This window comes from Pelomonas dachongensis, assembly GCF_043555865.1.
Lineage (GTDB): Bacteria > Pseudomonadota > Gammaproteobacteria > Burkholderiales > Burkholderiaceae_C > Pelomonas > Pelomonas dachongensis.
This window is the reverse complement of sequence record NZ_JBIGHY010000007.1, coordinates 78,947-102,353: the sequence shown is the minus strand read 5'-3', so window position 1 is coordinate 102,353 and position 23,407 is coordinate 78,947. Positions and strand designations below refer to the sequence as shown.

Here is a 23,407-nt window from a genome sequence, read left to right as displayed (position 1 = left end):
AGTTGGCCTTGGCGGGCAGGCGCCTGCTTTGCAAACGCAACCCGACCTGTCTGTCGGCGCTACAGCCAGCAAGCCCCCGCCGGACTCGGCACCCCCGTCTGCCTGCCCGTGAACCTCGGCGCCTCCGGCCGGCTGACATCGAAGTGGCTGAGCTGATCGCTGCGCTGGTTGCACACATACATCCAGGAACCGGCGATGCACGCACTGCGCGGGTAATTGCCGTGCACCCAGTGATGGTCCAGCAGCCGAGGCGCTCGCGGCTTGTCCAGCGACAGAACGCCGATGCTGTCGTGCAGCCGCCCCAGCGCATACAGGTGCCGCCCGCCCGGCGCCACCAGCAGGTCGGACGCGTAACTCGTGCCTTCAAAACCCGCTGGCAGCACGCTGATCTCGTCCAGCAACTGCGGCCCGCCGGCCGTCAGCGCGACGGTGGACAGTGTGGACGACTCTTCCTGCAGCACGTAGACGAGACCCGCGTCCTGCGGATGGAAGACGAAATGGCGCGGACCCGAGCCGGCGCTCAGCACCAGCTCGTGCACCAACGTCTTCGGTGCCGCATCGGTCAATGGCCACACCAGCAACCTGTCGCGGCCCAGGTCGGTGCCGACGATCCAGCGGCCGTCGGGGCTCAGTTGGATGGCGTGCGCATGCGGCGCCTCATGGCCGCTGCTGGCCTGGCTGCCGGGCGGTGCCTTCAACGGCTTCGTCGGGCCGGGGCTGCAATCGGCGTCGCAGCTGCGCCAGGTGACCGCGGTGCCGAGTCCACCTTCCGCCTGCACCGGCAGCGCGGCAAAGCGCGAATCACCGTAGTGCGCCACCCACACCCGCCCCGCGCCGACGGACAGGTGCACCGGGCCCTTGCCTCCACTGGGCTCGCGGTGCAGCAGGCGCAGTGCACCGCCGCTGTCGGGTGTGTAGACGGCGATGTGGTCGGCGCCTTCCTCGGCGGCATAGACGCGGCCCGCGTGCGCCACCAGCCAGCTGGGGCTACCGGCGTCGGCGGTGACGCCCAGCGGCTTGAGGTCGCCATCGGCGCTGATGGCGAAGCGGTAGATGCCCTGGCCTTGCGGCGCATAGCTGCCCACGTGCAGGTGGCAGGGGGTAGACGAGGCCATGGCGGAGGGCATCAGCGCGGAGGAGGTGGCGAGTTGCAGCAGGTGGCGGCGTTGCATCACAGCTTGAGGCGAAGGCCCAGGCGCAGCAGCAGTTTCAGCAGCAGCAGCACCACGGCGAGCATGAGGACGCCGCGCAGCAGCCCCGGCCAGCCCGCGCCGAGCGCGGCGGGCCATTGCCAGCCCGCCAGAGCGAGCATGGCGCCGATGACAAAGGGCAGCAGATAGGCCAGCAAGGGGTGACGGGCGGCGTCGCCCAGCAGGCGCAGTGCCCCGCGACCCAGCGACGTGCGGGCCAGTGGCTGCACGAACAGGTAGACCAGCAGCGTGGCGCCTGCACAGACCAGGCCCCAGCTGGGCGTTGCCTGAATCTTGGACAGCGGCCAGTGCGCACGCAGGCTGAAGCCGACGGCCAGCAGCATGAACGCGGTCAGCAGCGCGACACGCGCGGCGCGGTCGGGCGCCACACGGTGCTGGGGGTCGTGCAGCAGCCGCGAGGTGCCCATGCCGGCCAGCACCAGCAGCGCATGCGTGGCGTGCGCCCCGCCGCCGACATGGGGTGCAGCGAGCGCGTACCAGGCCACGCACAGCGGCAGCGCGGCCAGCACCGCGATCAGCCGGCTGTTCTGCGGCGTCTGCAGGAACAGCAGGGCCACCAACCCGTAGGCCCAGCCGATGAGGCCCAGGATGCCCCACCAGTGCACGCTCATGCCGCCGGGATAGACCACGGCCAGCCCACCCAGCAGCGCCAGGCCGGCCAGTCGCATCGGCCAGGGCAGAGCGGGTCCGCCGCTGATGCTGCCCCAGACGAGGAAGACGCCGCCGAACGCCGCCAGCAGCCAGCCCGACGCGTTGAAGCCCGCGGGCGCCATCTCAGCGTTGACCATGAACAGCCCGGTCACGATAAGTGCCGCCGTGCGTTCGGCCGCGGTGCGCAGCGCGCCGTGGCGGCCGGCCTGTTCCAGCCGCGCCTGCAGCGCCAGCGGCAGCGACAGGCCCACGATGAACAGGAAGGCCGGGAACACCATGTCCACCCCCGTCATCGCGTCCGCGTCCCCCGGCGCGTGCTTCAGCCAGCTTGGCAGCCCCGCCACGCTGGCCCATTCGTTGACGAGGATCATCACGGCGACGGTGAGGCCGCGCAGCAGGTCGATGGCGGTTTCGCGGGGGGCGGTGGCGCTGTCAGTCATGGGCCGCGATTACAAAGCAAAAATGGGCGGCCCGCGACGCGCCGCCCGAAAGTGAGGCAGCAGACTGCCACCACAAGGAACGTTGTCGGCCCGTCTTGCGGGCCAAGACTGACAGGGGGTCAATAGCTGTACCGCAGCACCGCCTGGTAACGCTTGCCGGTGCGATAGATGCCGCGGGTCAGCAACTCGGTGTTGGCGACGCCGGTCACGTCCGCGTAGTTGCGGTACTCGCTGTCCAGCAGGTTCATCGCGTCCAGGCCCAGGCTGAGGCGATCGGTCAGCTTCACGTTGACGCTGGCGGCCAGATCCTTGCTGCCGTCGGTGACCAGGAAGTTGCCGCGGTCGGCCTGCGTGTAGTACTTGGAGCGGTAGGTGTACGTCACGCGGGCGCTGAAGCGGTCGCTTTCGTAGAACGGGCTGAGGCTGTATTGGTGCTTGGAGTTGAACGGCAGGTGCGAGCCGGCTTGGGCTGATGTGGCGTCCGAGAATGTGTATGTGGTCAGCGCGCCGAAGCCCCAGCCGATGTTGGCCTGGAAGGCCAGGCTCGCGCCCTTGATGGTGGCGCTGCCGGCGTTGTTCGGGCGCGAGACGGCGTAGGTCGTGTTCTGGCGCTCGAACTGGTTGTAGTGCACTTCCGGCTGCGTGGTGACGAGCACGTAGTCGGTGACCTTCTTGTTGAAGATCGTGCCGGCCAGGATCGCGTTCTTGGCGAAGTACCACTCGGCCGAGAAGTCCAGGTTGGTGGACTTGTAGGGCTTGAGGTCGGGGTTGCCACCGCCGCCTGTCTTGGTCTGGTCGCCGATCCACAGGTAGCTGGACATGTCGCCATAGTTCGGCCGCGACATGACCTTGGCGGCCGAGGCGCGCAGCACCAGGTTGCCGCTCAATTCGTAGGCGATGTTCAGGTTGGGCAGGATGTTCTTGTAGTTCTTCTGCACGATCGTCGCCACGTACTTGTCGGCCGGGCAGGCCTGGCCCGTGGACACCGTGCAGGCCCAGCCGCCGCTGCTGGAGGTGGTGTCCACGACACGCACGCCGAAGTTGCCGCGCAGCGCGTCGATGGCGTAGTCGGCTTGCAGGTAGGCGGCATCGACGACTTCCCTGACCGACCAGGTGTTGGCGACGAAGGAGGGATCGTTGAACGTGGCGGGCTGTGGCATGGTCTGCCACGGAGCCAGCCATTTGCCGCTGGTGATGTAGCCGGCCAGCGCTTCACCGTCGATGGTGTAGCGGTTGCTCAGGTCGCCGACGTTGCCGAAGCCGCTGAGATAGTTGCCCGGCAGCGGCTTGGGCGAGAACTGGCTGGCCCGGGCGTCGCCGTAGGTACTCACCGAGGCCAGCGAGACGCCGCCCATCGTCTGCGTGGTGTTGTGCTCGCGGTGCTTGATGCCAAAGCGCACCTGGTAGATGGGGCCGTCGAACTTCAGCCCGCCGTCCACCTGCATGAACTCCTCCTTGTCCACCGTCGGCTTGAAGACGATGTTGCCGCCCCAGCCGGTATTCCAGGTGGCCTGCTTGGTGGGGTCGGAGCCCCAGCCGCCGTCGATCTGGAAGGCGCTCGGCTCCTTCAGCGGGTTCACGCCGGTGATGCTCAGCTGGGGCGTGCCGCTGCTGATGTCGTAGCGGTAGTCGGACCAGTTCAGGAACTCGCCGTAGACCTGCAGCTTGGTGCCGCCGGTGGCCTTGGAGGCGCCGACGTGGAACGCCGCGAACCAGCGGTCGTCCTTGTAGTTGCCCTTGAGGTCGTAGGACTGGGTGTCCACCGTCGCCTTGCGGTCGATCAGGTCATAAACCATCAGCGCGTTCTTGAACGTGCCCTTGGTGATGACGCCACCGTCCACGGTCAGGTCGGTCATCTTCATGAGGCCGTTGTAGGCATTGCCCTGGAAGGCGAACATCGAGTGGCTGCGGTTGTCGTAGCCGGCCTTCACGTTCAGCGCGTTGAACTCGAAGTCGAGCTTGTCGTTGGCGCGGGCCTGCAGCGACAGCGACATCGTGTCGCGCTTGCGCGTCTGCTCGAAGTAGTGCGCGCTGATGGAGTTGGGGCCGACGGCGTTCGGGTTGGCCAGCAGCGTGGTGGCGCAGCTGCCGACGCAGGAGGCCGGCTTCTTCGGCTGGCTGCCGTCCGGGTTGGGCGCGACAGACCAGTCGGTCGGCAGGTTGTTGATGGAGCCGCCACCGCCGCTGCCGTTGATGTAGTCGCTGCCCTTGACGGTGCCGTACGACTCGATGCCATCGCGGCGGATGCCTTCTTCCGAGCGCTGCGCCGAGAAGATGAGACCGAAGGTCTTGGCCTCGTTGCGCCAGCCGACCAGGCCCGCCAGCGTGGGCTTGCCCGTGCCGATGCGGTCGTTGTAGAGATAGCCGACCGAAGCCGCCAGCGTGAAGGCCTTCTGGTCCAGCGGCTTGCGGGTGGAGATGTTCACCGTGCCGCCGATGGAGCCTTCGTCGATCCAGGCCTCGGGCGACTTGTAGACCTCGACCCTATTGATCAGCTGCGGGGCCAGCAGCGAGTAGTTGAAGGTGCGGCCGGGCTGGTCGGCGATGAACCAGTCGGCCGAGGCGATCGTCTGGCCATTGATCAGCGTGCGGTTCAGCGCCGGGTCGGTGCCTAGGATAGACACCTTCTCACCCTGGCCGAAGGCCTTGTCGATGGTGACACCAGGGATGGTGGTCAGCGCCTCGGCGACGTTGGTGGCGGGCAGCTTGCCCACGTCTTCAGCGGTGATGACGTCGACGATGGCGTCGGCATTGCGCTTGGTCTGCAGGGACTTCTCCATGCTGGCGCGGATGCCAGTGACGACGACGGCATCAAGGGTTTCAGTCTTCTTCTGGGCCTCCTGCGCCAGCGCGGGCAGCGCGGTCAGCAACATGGCGGCGGCTGCGATGGCCGTCGGGCGGGGGCTTGAATGCTTCCTCATGATTCTCTTTCTCCGGGGTTACAGGGCGAGCAGGGGCAGGGTCAGCACCCGAGCGGGTGCAGCAGGGGCACACCGAACAAATCGCTGGCGTGCTTGTAGAAGTCGGCGCGGCGCGCGTTCTTGCGCTTGGCGTCGGGGTCGGTCGGCTTGTCACATTCCAGCGGGCCGTTGATGGCGCGCGTGGTGGCGCCAAAGCCGGCGCCGCTGCGGATCGCCGCGTGCGAGGGTTGGGATGACTCGCCGGGCTGCGTCATCCAGTACCAGAGCGCCGTGCGCCAGGCCACCGTGGAGTCGCGCGCGACGCGGTCGGGGTCGCTCCACAGGTCCAGCCCCAGGAAGTCGCCCGCGGCCTTGTATTGGTAGTTCCAGCTCAACTGGATGGGGCCGCGTCCGTAGTACTGCTGGCCGGCAGCGCAGCCCAGGCGGGCGTCGTTGCGGCAGTACTTGTGCCAGTTCTCGCGCTTGTATTCGCGCTGCGCGCGCAGCTGATCGCTCTCGTGCGCGATCTGGCCCAGGAAGGCCGCCATCTCCTGGCGGCGCTGCGTGTCGCTGCCCCAATCGGCAAAGCCCGGCGTCTGGCGCACGGCCTCGGCGAAACCTTCGTAGGTGTAGAACGCGATGCGCTCCGGGAACAGCGTGTCGAACTGCGCCCGGCTGGGCAGGAACGGAGTACCCGCGGTGGCGGTCAGCGCCAGCAGCAGGGCCAGAGAGGCAAGGGCTCGGATCATGGCCGCGACTGTCTGCCCGGCCGCCTATGTGCTGCTTCAACGGCTTGTTAAGGCCGCCTTAACGCGAATGTCACTAAAGTCCGCGCCATGCGCATCTGTCTGCTCGAAGACGATCTGGAACTGGGCCGCTCGCTGCAGGCCCTGCTGCAGAACGCCGACCATGACGTGATGTGGCTGCGGCGCATCGCCGACGCGCGGCTGTGGATCGCCGAGGGCGGTTTCGACGCGGTGGTGATGGACCTGGGTCTGCCCGACGGCGACGGCATGGAGCTGCTGCGCAGCTTGCGCCGTCACCATCGCAAGCTGCCGCTGATCGTCATCACCGCGCGCGATGCTATCGAGGACCGGCTGGACGGCCTGGACGGCGGCGCCGACGACTACCTCGTCAAGCCCTTCGCCGGGCCCGAGCTGCTGGCGCGGCTGCGTGCGGTCGTGCGCCGCTCGCAGGGCGAGGAGGCGGCCGATCAGCCCGCCGAGTGGCAACTGCGCGACCTCGTGCTGGATGAGCCGCGCATGGAAGTGCGCCGTGGCGCCGAGCGCGTGGCGCTGTCGCGCACCGAGTTCACGCTGCTGCTGACGCTGATCAAGCTGCCCGACCGCGTCGTCACGCGCCGCCAGCTGGAGAACCGCGCGCCCTGCCAGATGGACGGGCGCAGCCTGGACGTGCACATCTCCAATCTGCGCCGCAAGATCGGCGAGGGCTACATCCGCACCGTGCGCGGCGTGGGCTACCTCGTCGAGCGGGGATGATGAGGCCCTCGTCCAAGGAGTACCTCGGCCGGTCCACCGAGGGGACGGCGATGCTTGCGGCATTGAGCCGCAAGCGCATCGCCAGACGGGCCGGCTTGGGGGCGGCGCGGCGCTCGGCCCCCAATGCACCAGCGTCATCGACATGACGGCTGACGCCAGCCCAGCGCCGCGCTCGCTGTTCCGCCGCAGCCTGGGTGCCGTGTTCGCGGTGCTGTTCCTGTGCTGGATCTTCCTCGTCGCGCGCGAGCTGATCGACATCCGCGTGCTGCAGGTCAGGAACGGCCAGGCCGAGAACCTGCTGTGGGCCGAGCTGGCGCTGGAGGGTGCGCGCGACACGCACGCCGACGCGCGCCAGCTGCACGACGCGTTGCAGGCGCTGGAAGGCATGCGCGAGCGCGAGTGGCGGCTCAAGGGCCACCGCACACCGTTCCGCGTGCTGCAGGTGCTGCGCCGCGGCGAGGTGCTGTCCGACCTGCAGCCCGACCTGACCGGTCGCGACCGCGTGCTGCCGCAGGAAACAGCGCCGGGTGAAGACGAGCGCTGGCTGTACGCCGAGGTGCGCGATGACGCGCGCGCACTCGTCGTGCGGCGCTGGCAGGAGCGGCCCGGGGACTGGCACTTCAGCCTGGCGGGCCTGAGCTACTACGCCCGCCCGCTGCTGTACGGGTTGCCGCTGCTGGCGCTGCCGCTGTGGCTGCTGTTTCGGCTCGGGTTCGCGCCGCTCAAGCGCATGGGCGCCACCATCTCGGCCCGCTCCGCGCAAGACCTGACGCCGCTGCCCGCCACGCGTTATGTGGAGCTGGCTCCGCTGGTGAACGCCGTCAACTCGCTGATGGCGCGGCTGCAGCAGCGGCTGGACCGCGAGCACGAGTTCCTGGCCGACGCGGCCCACGAGCTGAAGACGCCGCTGGCCGTCATCCAGCTGGGCGCGGAAGGGCTGGACCAGGCCGACCCACGCGCCCGCGACGAAGCCAAGGAGCGCCTGCGCCTGGGCGTGCAGCGCGCCACGCACACGGTGCACCAGCTGCTGGCGCTGGCGCGCTCGGGCGCCGACACGCTGGACCTCAGCAAGGTGCGCCACGACCTGGTTGACCTGGTGCGCGAGCGCATCGCGCTGGCCGTGGGGCTGGCGCTGCAGCGCGGTGTCGAACTGGAGTTGGTGGCGCCCGACGAGCTGCCGCTGTGGATCAACCGCGAGTCCCTGTGCAGCCTGGTGGACAACCTGGTGGACAACGCGGTCAAGTACTCACCGCCGGGCGGCCATGTGACCGTGACGCTTGCCGAGGCCGCCGAGGCAGTGGTGCTGACCGTCAGCGACCAGGGCCCCGGCATCCCTCCAGAGCTAAGGGAGCGCGTCTTCGAGCGCTTCGTGCGCCTGAACGGCGCGCACGGCCATGGCAGCGGGCTGGGGCTGACCATCGTCGAGCGGGCGGCGGCACAGCATGGGGCGCGCGTTGAGCTGCTGGATGGGGCGGAGGGGCGGGGGTTGACCGCGAGGGTGGGGTTCCCGCAGGCGCAGGGGTGAGGGGTGCGGCTCCTGCCTGGATTCGACCCACGAGCTGCAGGGAGGGAGGCGGCCTATACGGTGGGCACCGTACCGCCATCGATGACGTGCTCCGAGCCCGCCACCGAGGCCGCCCGAGGAGACACCAGGAAGGTGATGAAGTCGGCCACCTCCTGCGGCTTGGCGGGGCGGCCGACCGGAATGCCGCCGAGCCAGTCCATCACCATCTTTTTGCCGCCCTCGTAGTCTGTGCCGGCCTGGTCCGCCATGCGCTGAGCGAACGCGACCGAGGCTTCCGTTTCGATCCAGCCGGGCGAGACGCGCAGCACGCGAACCCCCTTGGGCGTGACCTCTCTCGACAAGGCCTTGCTGTAAGTGGACAGGGCGCCCTTCGCCGCCGCGTACGCAGTCGTTGACTCCGGCAGCGGCAGTGCGCGCTGGATCGACGTCACGTGCAGCACGACACCGTCGCCCTTGGCGAGCATGGCCGGCAGCAGCGCCCGGTCCAGGCGAACAGCGGGCATCAGGTTCAGGTTCAGTTCGTTGAACCACACCGCGTCGTCCAGCGCTGCGAACCCGCCCGGGGGCGCGGTCGATCCGCCCAGGGAATGGATCACGATGTCGGCGTGGCCCCAGCGCTGCTGGACCGTCTGCGCCAGCTGCGTCACACCGTCTGCGGTCGTCAGGTCGGCCTTCACGTACGTCACGCCGGCCACGGGGCGCTCGGGCGCGGAGCGCGCTGTCGTGATGACTTCGACGCCAGCGTCATGCAGGCTCGTGACGAGAGCAGCGCCCAGGCCCTTGGTGCCACCGGTCACGACGGCGCGCTGGCCTTTGAGTTGGAGGTCGAAGCTCATGCCGTGATCTCCAGCGATGCGATCAGACCGCGTTCGAGGCGGAACCGGTAGGACAGGTCTATCGGGCTGCCGGGGAAGTTCCCGCTGACCTTGGCGCGCACGACCTCGACGCCCTCTTCGCGGTCGCATGTGATTGGCACGCTGGTGGCGCCGTACTTGGCCGACGCCTCTGCCATGAAGGACTTGATGGCCTCCCGGCCCTCATGAAGGTGGCCGTCGTCTTTCATGACGGCGTGGGGTGTGAAGCAACGTGACAGGGCTTCGGGGTTGTGTTCGGCCGCAAAGTAGGCGGCGACCGGCGCGGGGAGCGTGGAGGAGGTCATGGGAATGTCGGTTGAGTGGAGAGACGGAACAAAGAATGCGCGCCGCCCTGTGTTTGGTGAATAGGCTAGAATCTTGATGAGCTATGCATTAAAAACTACATAATGCGCGGGTCTGAGTATGCGGAGCTGAGGGCTTTCGCTGCGGTGGTGGAACGAGCCAGCTTCGCGCGGGCGGCCGAATACTTGGGCCTGTCGCCGTCGGCCCTCAGCCAGACGATCCGGCAGCTCGAGAGCCGGCTCGGTGCACGGCTGCTCAACCGGACGACCCGAAGCGTCGCGCCCTCGACCAGCGGCGAGCGGCTTTACAAGCGAATTGCGCCGCTGTTCCGCGAAATGGATGCCGCCGTCGCCGAGGCCAGCGAGGCCACCGGCCGGGTGACCGGCACGCTGCGCGTCAACACGCTCGGCATTGCCGCCAGAACCCTCATCGGGCCGCGGCTGGCGCGCTTTCACCAGGCCTATCCAGACGTGGTGCTCGACGTGGTGGTCGACGATGCGCTGGCCGATATCGTCACAGGCCGGTTCGACGCCGGCATCCGTGTGGGGGGGCGGCTGGAGAAGGACATGATCGCCGTGCGCCTGACGCCGGACCTTGACATGGTGGCCGTGGCGTCTCCGGACTACCTTGCGCGCCGTGGCACGCCCAAGACGCCCACTGATCTGCAGCAGCACGCGTGCATCAACTGGCGACTGCAGATGGACGGCCGGCACTACCGCTGGGAGTTCGAGAAAAGGGGCCGCCGCGTTGAGGTCGCGGTCGAGGGCCCGATCGTCACCAACCACGCCGACATCGGCGTCGCCGCTGCGGTGAGTGGGCTGGGCATCGCCTATCACTTCGAGCGGGACGGCGTGGCCGAACTGCTGGCGCAGGGCCAACTGGTCCAGGTCCTCTCGGACTGGTCAATCTCACGCCCGGGGCTGTTCCTGTACTACCCGAACCGCCAGCACCGCGCGGCGCTGCTGGGCGCGTTTATCGACTGTCTGCTGGACAAGGACTTGGTAGCGCGGCAGCCGAATTGAACCCAACGATGAGCATTGGATTGCGCGTTGGGGGCCGAAGGCTCACCCCAGCCTACGGGCTGCGCGCCCAGTCGAGCGCAATGTCGCCAGCCACCGGCCGGCGAGTTCCGGATGGCTCTCGCGCCAGCTCAGTCGGATTGCGTCCGCAGTCGGCGGGGTCCGCGCCGCACCGTTGAGCCCGCCGGGGCGAGGTCGTGCGCTAGGTCGTGGCGAACGTGGTTGCCTGCTCAGTACGCGCCCATGTAGTCCTTCTTGCCAATCTGGATGCCGTTGTGGCGCAGGATGGCGTAGGCGGTGGTGGCGTGAAAGAAGAACTGCGGCAATCCGTAGTGGGCCAGGTAGGCGCGGCCGCTGAACTTCCGTTCCTTGGGCGTGCCAGGGCGCAAGACGATCTCGCGCTCTTCGGCGGCGTCGAACTGTGCCGGCTGCAGGCTGTCCAGGAAGCGCAGGCTGTCGTCCAGCAGGGCGGTCAGGTCGGCGAAGGTCTGCTCCTGTCCGTCATTCGCGGGAACGGCCACGCCCGCAAGACGCGCACTGACGCCGCGCGCAAAGTCCGCTGCGATCTGCACCTGCTTCAGCAAGGGAAACATGTCGGGGAAGAGCCGTGCCTGCAGGTAGGCCGCAGGGTCGATGGCGTGCGTGGTGGCGTGGGTTTCAGCCGTCGCCAGCACGGCCTTCATGGCGCTGAGCATTTGCTTGAAGACGGGAACCGATTGCGTGTACATGGTGGAGGTCATGGGCGTTGTCCTGGTAGGGGCGTGGAAGTTGGCGCGTGAGAGACGGCCGGGAGCAGCCAGTCCGCGCGGCGTGAATGGCGGAGCGGCGCCGCGCTCGCAGGCGTGCATCATCGCCGCCTGTCGCAGCAGCGGCTGCTGGGCACCCGATGGCGTGTTGGGGTTTGCAGGCTCACCCCAAGCGACGGACTACCCCGGTCGATGCCAGAGGGCACGCCCGGCACGCGCATGGGGCTCACCGCCGGCCCAGGCGAGCTGGCCGTTGACCCACACCGCCGTGAGACCAGCGGCGGGCAGCTCGGGTGTACCGTAGTCGGCGCGGTCCGACAGCTGTTCGGCATCAAACAGCACCAGATCCGCCGCCGCGCCCGCGCGCAGCAGCCCGCGGTCCTTCAGGCCGAAGCGTTGTGCCGTCAGCCCGGTCATCTTGTGCACCGCCTGCGCCAGCGTCAGCAGCCCGCGTTCGCGGCCGTAGTGAGCCAACACGCGCGGGAAGGTGCCCCACAGCCGCGGGTGCGGGAAGCGGTCGTGCGGCAGGCCGTCGGAGCCGATCATGGCCAGCGGGTGCGTCAGGATGCGGTCCACGTCGTCCGCGTGCATCTGGAAATAGCAAGCGCCGCCGGGTTGCAGCCGCGCCACCGCTTCGGGTTCGTTGCAGGCCCACTCGGCCGCGATGTCGGCCAGCCACTGACCCTCGCGCTCGGGGTGGGCCTCGCTCCACGTCAGGCGTATTGGCGTGAGGCCGTCGGCCAGGTCCTCGCGCAGCACGGTGGAGCCGGCCAGGTAGGGGTAGACGTCCAGCCCCAGGGCCTGGCGCTCGCTGAGCCGTTCGATCAGTGCCAGCGTCTGCAGGCTGTGTCCCCACTGCGCGCGGCCGGCGCACTTGTGGTGGGAGATGACCAGCGGCAGGCCGGCGGCATGTGCGCAGTCTGCGGCCTCGATGATCGCGTCCAGCACGCCAGCCATCTCGTTGCGCAGGTGTACCGCGTAGACGCCGCCGTGGCGCGCGGCAACGCGAGCTAGCGCCAGCAGCTCGGCGGCGTCCGCGGCAGCGGCCGGCGCATAGAAGGTGCCGGAGGACAGCCCGGCGGCGCCGTGGCGCATGGCCTCGTCCAGCAGCGCGGCCATGGCCTCGCACTCGGTGGCGGTGGCGGGGCGGTTGAGGTCGGCCACGCAGCGCAGCCGCAGCGCCGTGTGACCCACCAGGCCCACCGCGTTGACGGCCGGGCGCGCGGCGTCCACGGCATCGCGCCAGGCGGCGAACGTCGAATGCCGGAACTGCTCGCGCGCCAGCAAGTTCAGCGGCGGCGGCGGGTCGGCCGTGACCAGAGGCGCCAGCGAGATGCCGCAGTTGCCGGTGACGACGGTCGTCACGCCCTGGCTGAGCTTGGGCCGCATGTCCGGCGCGGTCAGCAGGGCCGCGTCGTCGTGGCTGTGCGCGTCGATGAAGCCAGGGGCCAGCACGAGGCCGCGGCAGTCGCGCCTGGGCACATCGGCCGCGACCTGCAGCGCCGGTCCCAGCGCCGCAATGCGCTCGCCCTCGATCAGCAGGTCGCCGTGCCAGCCAGCGGCACCGCTGCCGTCGACGATCAGGGCGCTGTGCAGCAGCATCAGCTGAACTGCGTCGTGATCGCGTCCACAACGCGGTCGTCTTCGTCCACGACGGCCATCCACGCCCACTTGTCAAAGGTCGTGCAGGGGTGCGACGGCCCCAGCGCCACGCGCTCGCCGACGGCCGGTCCGTCGCCCGTGGCCGGGTCCCAGCGCAAGTAGGCGTGCTGGTCGTTCAGCCCGGTCACCTGCCAGCCGGCGGGTGCCTTCGCGCGCTGGCCCTCGCGGCCGTGCCACACAGGCACCGGCCAGCCCTGGTCGAACGACACGTCGCGCCGGCCGGCGTTCAGCAGCGCCAGGCCCGGCTCGGGGCACGACAACACCTGCGTCCACACCTCCAGCGCCGGCTGCAGGCTGGGTTCGGCGAGCGGCGTGGCCATGCGCGCGTCCATCGCCTGCAGGTAGCGACCGTAGTGCGCATGGTCGTGGCAGACATAGCAGCCCGAGCGCAGCAGGCCGATGCGGCGAGTCGGGCCTGGCCGCGCGGCGATGACGGGTGCGACCAGGTCGAAAAGCGCCGAGCCGCCGCCGCTGAGCCACAGCGGCTGCACGCTGATCAGGCCCTCGGCATCGATGGCGGCCAGCAGCGCTTCGACACGCGCCTGCCATTGCTGCATCAGCGCCGCGTCGGGCCCGGTCTCGCCGACGACTTGCAAGCCCTCGTAGAAGCCCACGCCGCGCAGCCGCAGCGCCGGGTGCGTTGTCAAGGCGCGTGCCAGCGCCAGCGCCGTGTCATGGTCGCGCACGCCGCAGCGCGAAGTGCCCAGTTCGATCAGCACGTCCAGCTTTGCCTCGCCGGTGCCCAACGTCTGCCAATGCGACGCGATCAGGTCCAGCTGCGCCTGCGAGTCGACGAAGAACGCGATCTCCGGGCCGCCATGGCGGCGGCGCAGTTCCAGCAGCAGGGCGAGGTCGGCGTGCGCGACCACCTGGTTGGCGATCAGCGCGCGCCGCGCGCCGGCGGCCAGGCCCAGGCGCAGCTGGTGCACGTTGGCGAACGTCAGCCCCCAGGCGCCGGCATCGAGCTGGCGCTTGAACAGCTGCGGGCTCATCGTCGTCTTGCCGTGCGGCGCCATCTGCACGCCGCGCGCCGTGGCGAAGTCCTGCATCCACTGGATGTTGTGCGCCAATGCGGCCTGCCGGATCACGGCCAGCGGCATCGGCAGCAACGTGCCGTGCAGCGTCCAGCCTTGCCGTGCCACGTCCTCCAGGCGCAGCGGCGCCTGCAGCGGCGGAAAGCCCTTCAACCACGGGCCCAAGGTATGCGTGTCCTTCATGCCGGACATCATCGCGCGGCTGCCTCAAGGGCTTGTAAAGGCATGCGGGCGCGGCCTGTGTTGCTGCCTTGTGAACAGGCCGGCGCGGCGCAGGCCCTTCAGGCTCGCTTCAGCTTGGCTGCCACCAATGGGGTTCTCTTCACCACCTGAACGCGCTCCATGACGCCTCGTCTCGCCGCCGCCTGCTCCGTGCTCCTCGCACTTCTCGGCTCCCCGGCCGCACATGCCGCACAGGCCGCCGCCCCGCATTGGGACTATCGCGGCCTGCACGGCGCCGCCCACTGGGGCGCGCTGGAGCCCGGCTTTGAAACCTGCGCCCGGGGTGCGCAGCAGTCGCCCATCGACATCCGCAGCGCCGTGCCCGCGGCGCTGCCGGCGCTGCAGTTCGGCTACGGCAGCGTGGCACCGACCATCGTCAACAACGGCCACACGGTGCAGGTCAACCTGCCGCCCGGCAACACGCTGACGCTGGACGGGCAGCGCTTTGAGCTGCTGCAGTTCCACTTCCACACGCCCAGCGAGGAGCGGGTGGCGGGCAAGCAGGCGGCCATGGTGGCCCACTTCGTGCACCGCGATGCCGAAGGCCACCTGGCCGTGGTGGCTGCGCTCATCCAGCCCGGCAAGTCCAACGCGAGCTTCGAGTCGGTGCTGGACCATCTGCCGCCGCATGCCGGCGAGACGCTGACCGTTGACGGGCTGCAACTGGACGTCGCCGCCCTGCTGCCGGCCGGGCGGGGCTACTACGATTTCGAAGGCTCGCTGACCACGCCGCCCTGCTCGGAAGGCGTGCACTGGCTGGTGCTGAAGCAGCCGGTCACGGTGTCGGCCGCGGCGATCCGCAATTTCCGCGCGCTGTACGCGGCGAATGCCCGGCCCGTGCAGCCCCTGAACGGCCGCGTGGTGCGCGTGTCGCAGTAAGCCGCCACGTCGGGCGGCGCTGTCTGAAGACCATCCAAAGGGCGCTCTTGCGTGCGGCGCAAGGTGACCACAGACTGCCGCGCATGACTTCCGCTCTTGTCTTCCTCGGCGCCGAGCCCACGGCCAGCGACCGCCAGCCCCGCCCGCTGTCCCCCGCCGTGCGCGCGGGCGACTTCGTCTACGTCTCCGGCCAGGTGCCGGTGGATGCGCAAGGCCACATCGTGGAGGGCGGCATCGAAGCGCAGACGCGCCAGGTGTTTGCCCACCTCGAAGCCGCGCTGGCGCTGGCCGGCTCGACGCTGGCCGACGTGTGCAAGGTGAACGTGTGGCTGGAGGACGCGCGCGACTTCGGCGCGTTCAACCGCGTCTACCTGGGCTACTTCCCCGGCGGTAAGCCGGCGCGCTCCACCGTGGAGTCGCGGCTGATGATCCCGGCCAAGGTCGAGATCGACGTGGTGGCGTACCGGCCACTGACCTGACCTGACGCGCCCGGCCCGGTCGGCAGGGCGACGGCCGGCGTGCGGGAGCAGTGTCCGCGCCCCTCTTGAGACAACCTTCAGATGGGCTTGAGGTGGCCCGTAGCCGAGCCAGCGCAAGATCGCTGCATGCCCTCTGTTTCGGCCATCACCGCGGCGCTGCTGCCCCAGCCGCAAGCCCTGACCCCGCTGCCCGGCCCCGGCCCGGCCGCGGCCGGCCTGCGCGATGTACCAGCGGCGCTGCGCGCGCTGCTGCCCGCCTCAGACGGCGGCGGCGCGGCCCGCCTGGTGCTGCCCGACCTGGCGCCGCGCCTGCCGCAGCTGGGCGACGACGAGTCCTTCCGCCTGCGGCTGACGGTCGACGTCGTGCGCATCCAGGCCGCGACGCCGGCGGGCGTCAGCCACGGCCTGCACGCGCTGTCGCAGCTGTGGCACGCGGCGCGCGAGTCGGGGCTGGACGCGCTGCCGGCGCTGCAGATCGACGACGGGCCCCGCCACCCCTGGCGTGGCCTGCTGGTGGACGTGGCGCGGCGCGGGCTGCCGTTCGACGCACTGCTGCAACTGCTGGACGGCATGGCCGCCGCGCGGCTGAACGTGCTGCACTGGCACCTGACCGACGACCAGGCGTGGCGTCTGGAGTCGCGTTTCGAGCCGCGGCTGCATCAGCGCGGCAGCGACGGCTGCTTCTACACGCTGGACCAGGCACGGCGACTCGTGCACGAGGCCGCGGTGCGCGGCATCCGCGTGGTGCCCGAGCTGGATCTGCCCGGCCACTGCTGGGCGCTGGGCCTGGCGCGGCCCGACCTCATCTGTGCGCCGGCCGCGCGCGAGGCGCAGCGCGGCTTCGGCGTGTTTGGCGCTGCGGTCGACCCGGATGCCGAGGCGCTGTACGCGTGGCTGGACGGCATGCTGGCGGAATGGGCCGAGGTGTTCCCGGACCGCTTCATCCACCTCGGCGGGGACGAGCTTGCGCCGGCGGCCTGGGCCGCGCTGGCCGCGCAGCGCGGCTGCGACGTGGCGGCGCTGCAGGCGCGCTACATGACGCAGGTCGGTTCGCTGCTGCGCCGCCACGGCCGCCGCCTGGTGGCATGGGACGAGATGGGCCAGGCCGGCGCGCTGCCGCCGGGCAGCCTGCTGCAGTGCTGGCGCGGCGGCGAAGCCTTGCGTCTGGCGCCCCAGGGCCTTGGCGGCCGCCTGCGCAGCGCCGGCTTCTATCTGGACCAAATCCATCCGGCGGCCTATCACTGGCGGCGCCCGTTGCGTGTGCCCGCGCGGCCCGATGCACCCGCTGCCGACGTGCGGGCTTGGGACCTCCAGGCCCAGGTGGGCGCGTGGACCGTGCAGGGCCGGCTGTGGCTGGCTGGCGGCCAGGCGAGGCTGCATTTGCGCAGCACCGGCACGCTGGACGAATGGCTGGCGCCGCACTGCGTTGCCGATGGCTTGGCACCCTGGCGATTGCGCTGCGACAGCGACCTCGGCGAGCTGGAGTTCTGGGGGGCGACCGACGGCGACACGGGCTGGATGCGGTTGGGTGCGCTGCGCCAGCGCTGCGACTGGCGGCCGCTGCACGGCGCTGTGCCGCACTGGCCGGCCGCCGAGCCCGTCTCGCCCGCGCCGCTGCTGGGCGGGGAGGCGGCGCTGTGGGCCGAACTGGTGGAGGCGCCGCAGCTGGGGCTGCGCTGCTGGCCGCGCGCACTCGCCGTGGCCGAGCGTTTGTGGAGCGACCCAGCCGACGAGAGGGACCTCGACGCTCGACTGGCTGCCGCACAGCGCTGGCTGGTAGCGACCGGGCGCATCGAGGCCGACCCGGCGGCGGTCCTGTGGTCGGCGCTGTGCCCCGACGCTGCCGATCGCGCCAGGCTGCGTGCGCTGGCACTGTGGCTGGAGCCCGGCTCGGGCTACGGCCGTCAACACGCGAAAAAGCGCGCCGGCCGCTATCACCAGGGCGAGCCGCTCGACCGGCTGGCCGACGCGCTGCCGGCCGAGAGCCCGCTGATGGTGGCGCTGGGCGACGACGGCGCCGCGTGGCGCGTGGCGCTGCTGCAGGCCCGCGCAGCGCTGCCGGCCTGGCGGGCGCTGCTGGCTGCCTCGCCGCGCCTGGCACCGGCGCTGCCGCTGCTGGATGTGCTGGCCGGCCTGTTCCAGCTGGGGCTGTTGCTGTGGACCGACGCCGCACGCGCCAGTGCTGCTGCGCAGCGGCGCCTGCACGAGGCTGCCGCACTGGTCGACGAGATGCTACCGGCGCTCGTGCAGCCGCTGCAGCGCCGGCTGGATGCGTTGGCATGACACGCGCTGCCATCGCCGCGCTGCTGATGGCCGGCAGCGCCCACGCCGCCGACCTGGAGCTGCTGCATGGCTGGACCTCGGGCAGCGAGGCCGCGATGGTGGCCGAACTGGCCGCGGCAGCGAAGCGCGGCGGCGTGGACCTGAAGGCGACGGCCGTGGCAGGCTCGTCCAACGCCAACACGTTGCTGAAGGCGCGTTTCTTGAGCGGCCAGCCGCCCGCGCTGGCGCAGACCGACAAGCCGCTGCGCATCTGGGCCGAGGCCGTGCCGCTGGCCGACCTGGGCGCGGCGGTGAACGCGGAGTTCGCCGCGCTGCCGCATGCCATCGCGGCTGAGCTGCGCGACGCCAGCGGCGCGACCGCCGCGGTGCCGCTGAACGTGCACCGCCTCAACACGCTGTGGAGCAACCTGCGCCTGCTGCGCGCGCAAGGTCTGGCCGTGCCGCGCGACTGGGACGAGTTCCATCGCACGGCCGCGCGGCTGCGCGCCCAAGGCTTGCTGCCGCTGGCCATCGGCAGTTCGGCAGGGCAGAAGCTCAGCCTGTTCGTCGCCGTGGTGCTGGGTCGCGCGGGACGCGACTATTTCGAGCGCGCGCTCGTGCAGGCCGACCCGGCACTGCTGGCGGACGCGCGCATGGCCGCATTGCTGCAGGAGTTCCGGTCGCTTAAAAGCTACACCGACGCCGGCCAGGTCAGCCGCGACTGGGCCGGCGCGACCGCGCTGCTGCTGCAGGGCCGTGCGGTGTTCCAGTTCACTGGCGACTGGGCCAACGGCGAGTTCCAGAAGGCTGGCTGGCAGCCGGGGCGCGACTACGACTGCACGACGGCGCCGGGCAACCACGGCCTGCACTACTTCGAGTTCGACCGGCTGGTGTTCTTTGGCCAGGCCGCGCGGCTGGGCGCGCAGCGGCGCCTGGCAGCGGCGCTGCTGCAGCCTGCTGTGTCCACGGCGCTGGCGCGCACCAAGGGCGGCATCCCGGTGCGGCGCGATGCCGACCTGACCGGTTTCAACGCCTGTGCGCAGCGTTCGGCGGCAGACTTCCGCGCCGGCGAGGCGCAGGGCGCACTGGTGCTGGCGCTGAGCGCAAGGCTGGGCGAGAGCGCCCACGGCGGCTTGAAGGACGTGCTGTCCGCCTACTGGGCCAGCGAGCGCATGACGGTGCAGCAGGCGCAGACGCGTCTTGCGCAGGCGCTGAGGCAGGTGGATTGATGAGCGAACGCCGCAGCGCCCTGGCCTGCCTGATCCCGATGCTGCTGATCGGCGCGGTGTTCTTCTACGGCTTCCTGCTGTGGACGGGCTGGCTGTCGCTGACGCGCTCGGGCTTGATGCCCAGCAACGAGTTCGTCGGCCTGAAGCAGTACGAGCGCCTGCTGCTGGACCCGCGCTGGCAGGCCGCGCTGTGGAACCAGTTGCGCTTTGGTGCCGGCTTCGTGCTGCTGCCGCTGGCGCTGGGCTTGGGTCTGGCGCTGCTGCTGGACCAGAAGCTGCGAGGCGAGGGCCTGCTGCGCTGGATCTGGCTGCACCCGATGGCGTTGTCCATGGTGGTCACCGGCAGCGCGTGGCGCTGGCTGATGGACCCCGAGCAAGGCATTGCCGAAGGCGTGCGCGCTTTGGGCTGGACGAGCTTCCGCTGGGACTGGCTGGCGCAGGAGGACATGGCGGTCTACGCGCTGGTGGTGGCGGCGGTGTGGCAGATCACCGGCTTCGTCATGGCGCTGTTTCTGGCCGGACTGCGCGGCATTGACGACGCCATGCTGCAGGCCGCGAGGCTGGACGGCGCGCAGGGCTTCACGCTGCTGCGCCGCGTGATCCTGCCGCAGCTGGGGCCCAGCCTTGCCTCCGCGTTGCTGGTGCTGCTGCCGGCGGCCATCAAGACCTTTGACCTGGTCGTCGTGCTGACCGAGGGCGGCCCCGGCCAGGCCAGCGAGCTGCCGGCGTTCTACATGTTCCAGATGGCCTTCGAGCGCAGCCGCCTGGGCCTCGGTGCAGCCAGCGCAATGGTGCTGGTGATGATGTTGTTGTCGATTGCACTCCCCTACCTGATCGTGCGATCACGCAAGGCCGCGGCATGAAACGCGCCGGCCTCTACCTGCTGGCCGCGCTGGCCGCGCTGCTGATCGCGCTGCCGCTGCTGCTGATGCTGCTGAACAGCCTGAAGAGCAGCGCCGAAGTGCAGGGCGGCTTCCTCGCGCTGCCGCGCGATCCCAGCGTCGCAGCCTGGCGCCAGGCCTGGGCGCAGCTGTCGGGCAGCTTCGGCGCCAGCCTGATGCTGGCGGTACCGGCCGTGCTGCTGTCCGCGGGCTTCGCGGCGGTGAACGGCTTCGTGCTGTGCAAGGTCCGCTTCCGCGGCGAGCGCTGGGTGGGGCTGGCGCTGGTGCTGGCGTTCTTCCTGCCGATCAAGGTCTACCTGCTGCCGCTGGCCATCACGATGGCGCGGCTCGGCCTGGAGCGTTCGCTGCCGCTGCTGATCGCCATCCACGTCATCTACAGCCTGCCGCTGGCGCTGTTCTTCCGCAACCACTTTCTGGCCTTCCCGGATGAGCTGCTGCAGGCCGCGCGGCTGGACGGCGCGGGCTTCTGGCGGCTGCTGTGGCGCGTGGTGCTGCCGCTGTCCAAGCCCATCTTCGTGGTCGTGCTGATCCTGCAGTTCACAACGATCTGGAACGAGTACCTGTTCGGCCTGGTGTTCGGGCCCGACGGCGCACGCCCTATCACGGCAGCGCTGGCGCAGCTGAGCGCGCAGACTGAGACCGGTGCGCGCGCCTACCCGCTGGAGATGGCCGCGGCGCTGCTGGCGGCGGCGCCCACGCTGGTGGTCTACCTGCTGGCCGGCCGGCACTTCACGCGTGGCCTGGTGGCGGGCGCAGTCAAGGGATGACGATGGTTGAGAAAGCGACGGGATTGACGATTCGCGGCCTCACGCGCCGCGTGGGCGCGCACACCATCCTGGACGACGTGACGCTGGAGTTGGATGCCGGCGAGATGCTGATCCTGGTGGGCCCGTCGGGCTGCGGCAAGTCGTCGCTGCTGGGCGTGGTGGCGGGGCTACAGCCGTTGGACGCCGGCGAGATCCACCTGGACGGCCGACGCATCGAGCACTTGAGCCCGCGCGAGCGCGACATCGCGATGGTGTTCCAGAACTACGCGCTGTACCCGCACATGAGCGTGGCCGAGAACATCGGCTTCGGCCTGGAGATGCAGGGCTGGCCGCGCGCGAAGCGCGACGAGCGCGTGCAGGAGGTGGCGCGCATGCTGCAGCTGGAGCGCCTGCTGAGCCGCAAGCCGGCGCAGCTGTCCGGCGGCCAGCGGCAGCGCGTCGCGATGGGGCGGGCGCTGGCGCGCCAGCCGCGGCTGTTCCTGTTCGACGAGCCGCTGTCCAACCTCGACGCGCAGCTGCGGACCGAGATGCGCAGCGAGATCAAGCTGCTGCACCAGCGCCTGGGCCGCAGCGCCGTCTACGTGACGCACGACCAGACCGAGGCGATGACGCTGGGCCAGCGCATCGCCGTGCTGAAGGCCGGCCGGCTGCAGCAGCTGGGCACGCCGCAGCAGGTCTACCAGCAGCCGGCCAACCTGTTCGTCGCGCAGTTCCTGTCCAGCCCAGCGATGAACCTGCTGCCGGCACGGCTGGAGCCCGAGGGCGAGCTCACGCTGCTGACGCGCGGCCTCGCGCCGCTGAGCTGGCACGTGCCGTTACCGCTGCTGCCACCGCGGCCGCGCCTGCTGGGCCGGCCGCTGCTGCTGGCTTGGCGCGCCGAGTCGCTGCGCGCGGGACAGGGCAGCGACACCTGCCTGCACCTGCGCGCGCCGGTGCTGCTGGTGGAGCCCACCGGCGTGGACAGCCTGGTGCAGCTGCAGCTCGGCGAGCACCGCCTGCACTGGCGCTGCGCGGGGTGGCCCGACCTGAAGCCGGGCGATGCGGTGGACTTGGGCCTGCCGGCCGAGGGGCTGCTGGTGTTCGACGAGGAGACGGGCGAGCGGCTGTAGCTGCCGTCAGTCCGACGCGTCGGCGGGCTGCGGCAGCAGCCGGCTGACCAGCGGGTGGACGATCTTCTTGTCGGTTCCCACGGCGTAGAACGCCTCTTCTACGCCGGTGCAGTCGCCCACGCGCACCAGGCCGTCGCGCTGCACCAGCTTGTCGCTCATCAACGCGGCTGCCGGGAACACGCCCATGCCGGCCGCGCCGAACTCGGCCAGCAGCGCACTGTCCTCGAACTCGCCCGCCACGCGGGCGCGCACGCCGTGGCGCTCCAGCCATTGGTCCAGCCGCATGCGGACGGCCGCATGGTCGGTGGGCAGCAGCAGCGGCACGTCGGCCAGCGACGCGGGGAAGTCGCGCATCGCCGCCTCGGCCCAGCGTGGCGCGGCGAACCAGGCCATCGGCGAGCTGCCCAGTGCATGGCTGTAGACGCGCAGGTTGGGGTTGGGCGGTGCGGGCCGGTCGGCCAGCACCACGTCCAGTCGGTGGAGCGCCAGGTCACCCAGCAGGTCGTCGAACTCGTCCTCGTGGCACAGCAGGCGCAGGTGCGGTGTATCGATGATGGGTTGCAGCAGGCGCTGCACGACCAGCTTGGGCAGCCCGTCGGAGATGCCGACGGCCAGCCGCACCGCCGGCGCGGTGGAGGCCTCGTGCACGCGCTCCGCCAGCGTCTCGCCCAGCACGAATATCTGCTCGGCCACCTCCAGCGCTGCCTGGCCCGCGTCCGTCAGCGTCAGGCCGCGGCCGGCCGGCTTCAGCAGCGCCGCACCCAGCGACTGCTCCAGCTCGCGCACCTGGGTGGACACCGTCTGCACCGACAGCCCCAGTCGCTCGGCCGCCCGCGTCAGCCCGCCCTCCTTGGCCACGGCCCAGAAGTAGTACAGATGACGGTAGCTGAAGCTCATGCTCACGGCGCGTTCCCAATGTTTTTAAGAAGTTTCCCTTCTCGATTCTCTGCTTTTTTTAGCGACTGTCGTTGGCTAGTCTGCAACCCGTTTCATTCCCTTGGAGGTTTGCCATGCAAGACCGTTCCCGCTCCGTCGCCATCCCGATGCCTTATGGCACCGCGGTCGATCGCGGCACTGCCCATCGCGTGCTGCGCAACACCTACGCCCTGCTGTCGATGACGCTGTTGTTCAGCGCCGCCGTCGCGGGTGCCGCCGTGGCCTTCAGCCTGCCGGCGCCGGGCCTCATCCTGACGCTGGTCGTCTATTTCGGTCTGCTGTTCGGCATCCACAAGCTGAAGAACAGCGGCGCGGCCGTCGGCCTCGTGTTCGCGCTGACCGGCTTCATGGGCTGGACGCTGGGCCCGTTGCTGACCCGCACGCTGAGCCTGCCCACCGGTGGCCAGACCGTCATGCTGGCGCTGGGCGCCACCGGTGCCGTGTTCCTGGCGCTGTCCGCCTACGCGACGACGACCAAGCGCGACCTGTCGTGGATGGGCGGCTTCCTGTTCGCTGGCATGATCGTTGCCGTGCTGGCCGGACTCGCGGCGGTTTTCTTTCAGATCCCCGCGCTGGCGCTGACCGTCTCGGCCGTGGTGGCCCTGTTGTCGGCTGGCTTGATCATGTACGAGACGCAGCAAATCGTGAACGGCGGTGAGACCAACTACGTGCTGGCTACGGTCAGCCTGTTCGTGTCGATCTTCAACTTGTTCACCAGCCTGCTCAGCCTGTTCGGCTACAGCAGCTCGAACGACTGAAGTGAAACGTGATCCCCTCG

21 protein-coding genes are annotated in these 23,407 nt (G+C 70.1%); 11 read left to right on the top strand and 10 right to left on the bottom strand.

The window, feature by feature from the left end; genetic code table 11:
* Window positions 1–59: 59 nt before the first annotated feature.
* From ACG02S_RS18725 to ACG02S_RS18710, 4 genes are all read right to left on the bottom strand, one after another.
* The gene (locus ACG02S_RS18725; protein ID WP_394472003.1) at window positions 60–1,172 is read right to left on the bottom strand and encodes a lactonase family protein; all 1,113 of its coding nucleotides are present in this window, start codon (window positions 1,170–1,172) and stop codon (window positions 60–62) included.
* Window positions 1,172–2,302 (bottom strand): DUF5009 domain-containing protein, encoded by a 1,131-nt coding sequence (locus tag ACG02S_RS18720; protein WP_394472002.1) that lies wholly within the window; start codon window positions 2,300–2,302, stop codon window positions 1,172–1,174. Before ACG02S_RS18720 ends, ACG02S_RS18725 begins: the two co-directional genes overlap by 1 nt.
* 119 nt (window positions 2,303–2,421) lie before the next feature.
* Window positions 2,422–5,223: a TonB-dependent receptor gene (locus tag ACG02S_RS18715; protein ID WP_394472001.1), complete on the bottom strand. Its 2,802-nt coding sequence runs from the start codon at window positions 5,221–5,223 to the stop codon at window positions 2,422–2,424.
* 41 nt (window positions 5,224–5,264) lie between these two features.
* Complete coding sequence (locus tag ACG02S_RS18710) at window positions 5,265–5,951, bottom strand: chitinase (protein ID WP_394472000.1); 687 nt, start codon at window positions 5,949–5,951, stop codon at window positions 5,265–5,267.
* An 87-nt stretch (window positions 5,952–6,038) separates the two neighbouring features.
* Between ACG02S_RS18710 and ACG02S_RS18705 the strand changes: the two genes are divergently transcribed.
* Complete coding sequence (locus ACG02S_RS18705; RefSeq protein ID WP_394471999.1) at window positions 6,039–6,701, top strand: response regulator transcription factor; 663 nt, start codon at window positions 6,039–6,041, stop codon at window positions 6,699–6,701.
* Window positions 6,702–6,843: 142 nt separating this feature from the next.
* Window positions 6,844–8,226 carry a sensor histidine kinase gene (locus tag ACG02S_RS18700; RefSeq protein WP_394471998.1) on the top strand — a complete coding sequence of 461 codons (1,383 nt, stop codon included), beginning with the start codon at window positions 6,844–6,846 and terminating at the stop codon, window positions 8,224–8,226.
* A 53-nt stretch (window positions 8,227–8,279) separates the two neighbouring features.
* Here ACG02S_RS18700 and ACG02S_RS18695 read toward each other — a convergent pair whose 3' ends face one another.
* A complete protein-coding gene (locus ACG02S_RS18695; RefSeq protein WP_394471997.1) occupies window positions 8,280–9,062 on the bottom strand; it encodes an SDR family oxidoreductase in 783 nt (260 codons plus the stop codon).
* Entirely contained in the window at window positions 9,059–9,385 is a 327-nt protein-coding gene (locus tag ACG02S_RS18690) for a nuclear transport factor 2 family protein (RefSeq protein ID WP_394471996.1), read from the bottom strand. Before ACG02S_RS18690 ends, ACG02S_RS18695 begins: the two co-directional genes overlap by 4 nt.
* 102 nt (window positions 9,386–9,487) lie before the next feature.
* Here ACG02S_RS18690 and ACG02S_RS18685 point away from each other — a divergent pair, with 102 nt between their 5' ends.
* The gene (locus ACG02S_RS18685; RefSeq protein ID WP_394471995.1) at window positions 9,488–10,405 is read left to right on the top strand and encodes a LysR family transcriptional regulator; all 918 of its coding nucleotides are present in this window, start codon (window positions 9,488–9,490) and stop codon (window positions 10,403–10,405) included.
* 227 nt (window positions 10,406–10,632) lie between these two features.
* Here the strand turns inward: ACG02S_RS18685 and ACG02S_RS18680 are convergent, their stop codons facing one another.
* The 3 genes from ACG02S_RS18680 to ACG02S_RS18670 form a co-directional block, all read right to left on the bottom strand.
* Window positions 10,633–11,142: a DUF1993 domain-containing protein gene (locus ACG02S_RS18680; RefSeq protein ID WP_394471994.1), complete on the bottom strand. Its 510-nt coding sequence runs from the start codon at window positions 11,140–11,142 to the stop codon at window positions 10,633–10,635.
* 186 nt (window positions 11,143–11,328) lie between these two features.
* Window positions 11,329–12,750: an N-acyl-D-amino-acid deacylase family protein gene (locus tag ACG02S_RS18675; protein WP_394471993.1), complete on the bottom strand. Its 1,422-nt coding sequence runs from the start codon at window positions 12,748–12,750 to the stop codon at window positions 11,329–11,331.
* On the bottom strand, window positions 12,750–14,027 hold the full coding sequence (locus ACG02S_RS18670) for an alanine racemase (RefSeq protein WP_394471992.1): 1,278 nt from the start codon (window positions 14,025–14,027) through the stop codon (window positions 12,750–12,752). Before ACG02S_RS18670 ends, ACG02S_RS18675 begins: the two co-directional genes overlap by 1 nt.
* Window positions 14,028–14,186: 159 nt before the next feature.
* Between ACG02S_RS18670 and ACG02S_RS18665 the strand changes: the two genes are divergently transcribed.
* The 7 genes from ACG02S_RS18665 to ACG02S_RS18635 all read left to right on the top strand — a co-directional run bounded on the left by ACG02S_RS18665 (window position 14,187) and on the right by ACG02S_RS18635 (window position 21,693).
* Window positions 14,187–14,945, top strand: a complete 759-nt coding sequence (locus ACG02S_RS18665; protein WP_394471991.1) for a carbonic anhydrase — start codon at window positions 14,187–14,189, stop codon at window positions 14,943–14,945.
* Between the two features lie 83 nt (window positions 14,946–15,028).
* A complete protein-coding gene (locus tag ACG02S_RS18660; protein WP_394471990.1) occupies window positions 15,029–15,424 on the top strand; it encodes a RidA family protein in 396 nt (131 codons plus the stop codon).
* Between the two features lie 126 nt (window positions 15,425–15,550).
* A complete protein-coding gene (locus tag ACG02S_RS18655; protein WP_394471989.1) occupies window positions 15,551–17,707 on the top strand; it encodes a family 20 glycosylhydrolase in 2,157 nt (718 codons plus the stop codon).
* Entirely contained in the window at window positions 17,704–18,915 is a 1,212-nt protein-coding gene (locus tag ACG02S_RS18650; protein ID WP_394471988.1) for an ABC transporter substrate-binding protein, read from the top strand. The genes ACG02S_RS18655 and ACG02S_RS18650 overlap by 4 nt, the downstream gene beginning before the upstream one ends.
* Complete coding sequence (locus ACG02S_RS18645) at window positions 18,915–19,778, top strand: carbohydrate ABC transporter permease (RefSeq protein WP_394471987.1); 864 nt, start codon at window positions 18,915–18,917, stop codon at window positions 19,776–19,778. The genes ACG02S_RS18650 and ACG02S_RS18645 overlap by 1 nt, the downstream gene beginning before the upstream one ends.
* The gene (locus ACG02S_RS18640; protein ID WP_394471986.1) at window positions 19,775–20,584 is read left to right on the top strand and encodes a carbohydrate ABC transporter permease; all 810 of its coding nucleotides are present in this window, start codon (window positions 19,775–19,777) and stop codon (window positions 20,582–20,584) included. The genes ACG02S_RS18645 and ACG02S_RS18640 overlap by 4 nt, the downstream gene beginning before the upstream one ends.
* 2 nt (window positions 20,585–20,586) lie before the next feature.
* The gene (locus tag ACG02S_RS18635) at window positions 20,587–21,693 is read left to right on the top strand and encodes an ABC transporter ATP-binding protein (RefSeq protein WP_394471985.1); all 1,107 of its coding nucleotides are present in this window, start codon (window positions 20,587–20,589) and stop codon (window positions 21,691–21,693) included.
* A 6-nt stretch (window positions 21,694–21,699) separates the two neighbouring features.
* Here ACG02S_RS18635 and ACG02S_RS18630 read toward each other — a convergent pair whose 3' ends face one another.
* Window positions 21,700–22,596 carry a LysR family transcriptional regulator gene (locus ACG02S_RS18630; RefSeq protein ID WP_394471984.1) on the bottom strand — a complete coding sequence of 299 codons (897 nt, stop codon included), beginning with the start codon at window positions 22,594–22,596 and terminating at the stop codon, window positions 21,700–21,702.
* Window positions 22,597–22,703: 107 nt separating this feature from the next.
* Between ACG02S_RS18630 and ACG02S_RS18625 the strand changes: the two genes are divergently transcribed.
* Entirely contained in the window at window positions 22,704–23,387 is a 684-nt protein-coding gene (locus tag ACG02S_RS18625; RefSeq protein WP_394471983.1) for a Bax inhibitor-1/YccA family protein, read from the top strand.
* Window positions 23,388–23,407: the final 20 nt, after the last annotated feature.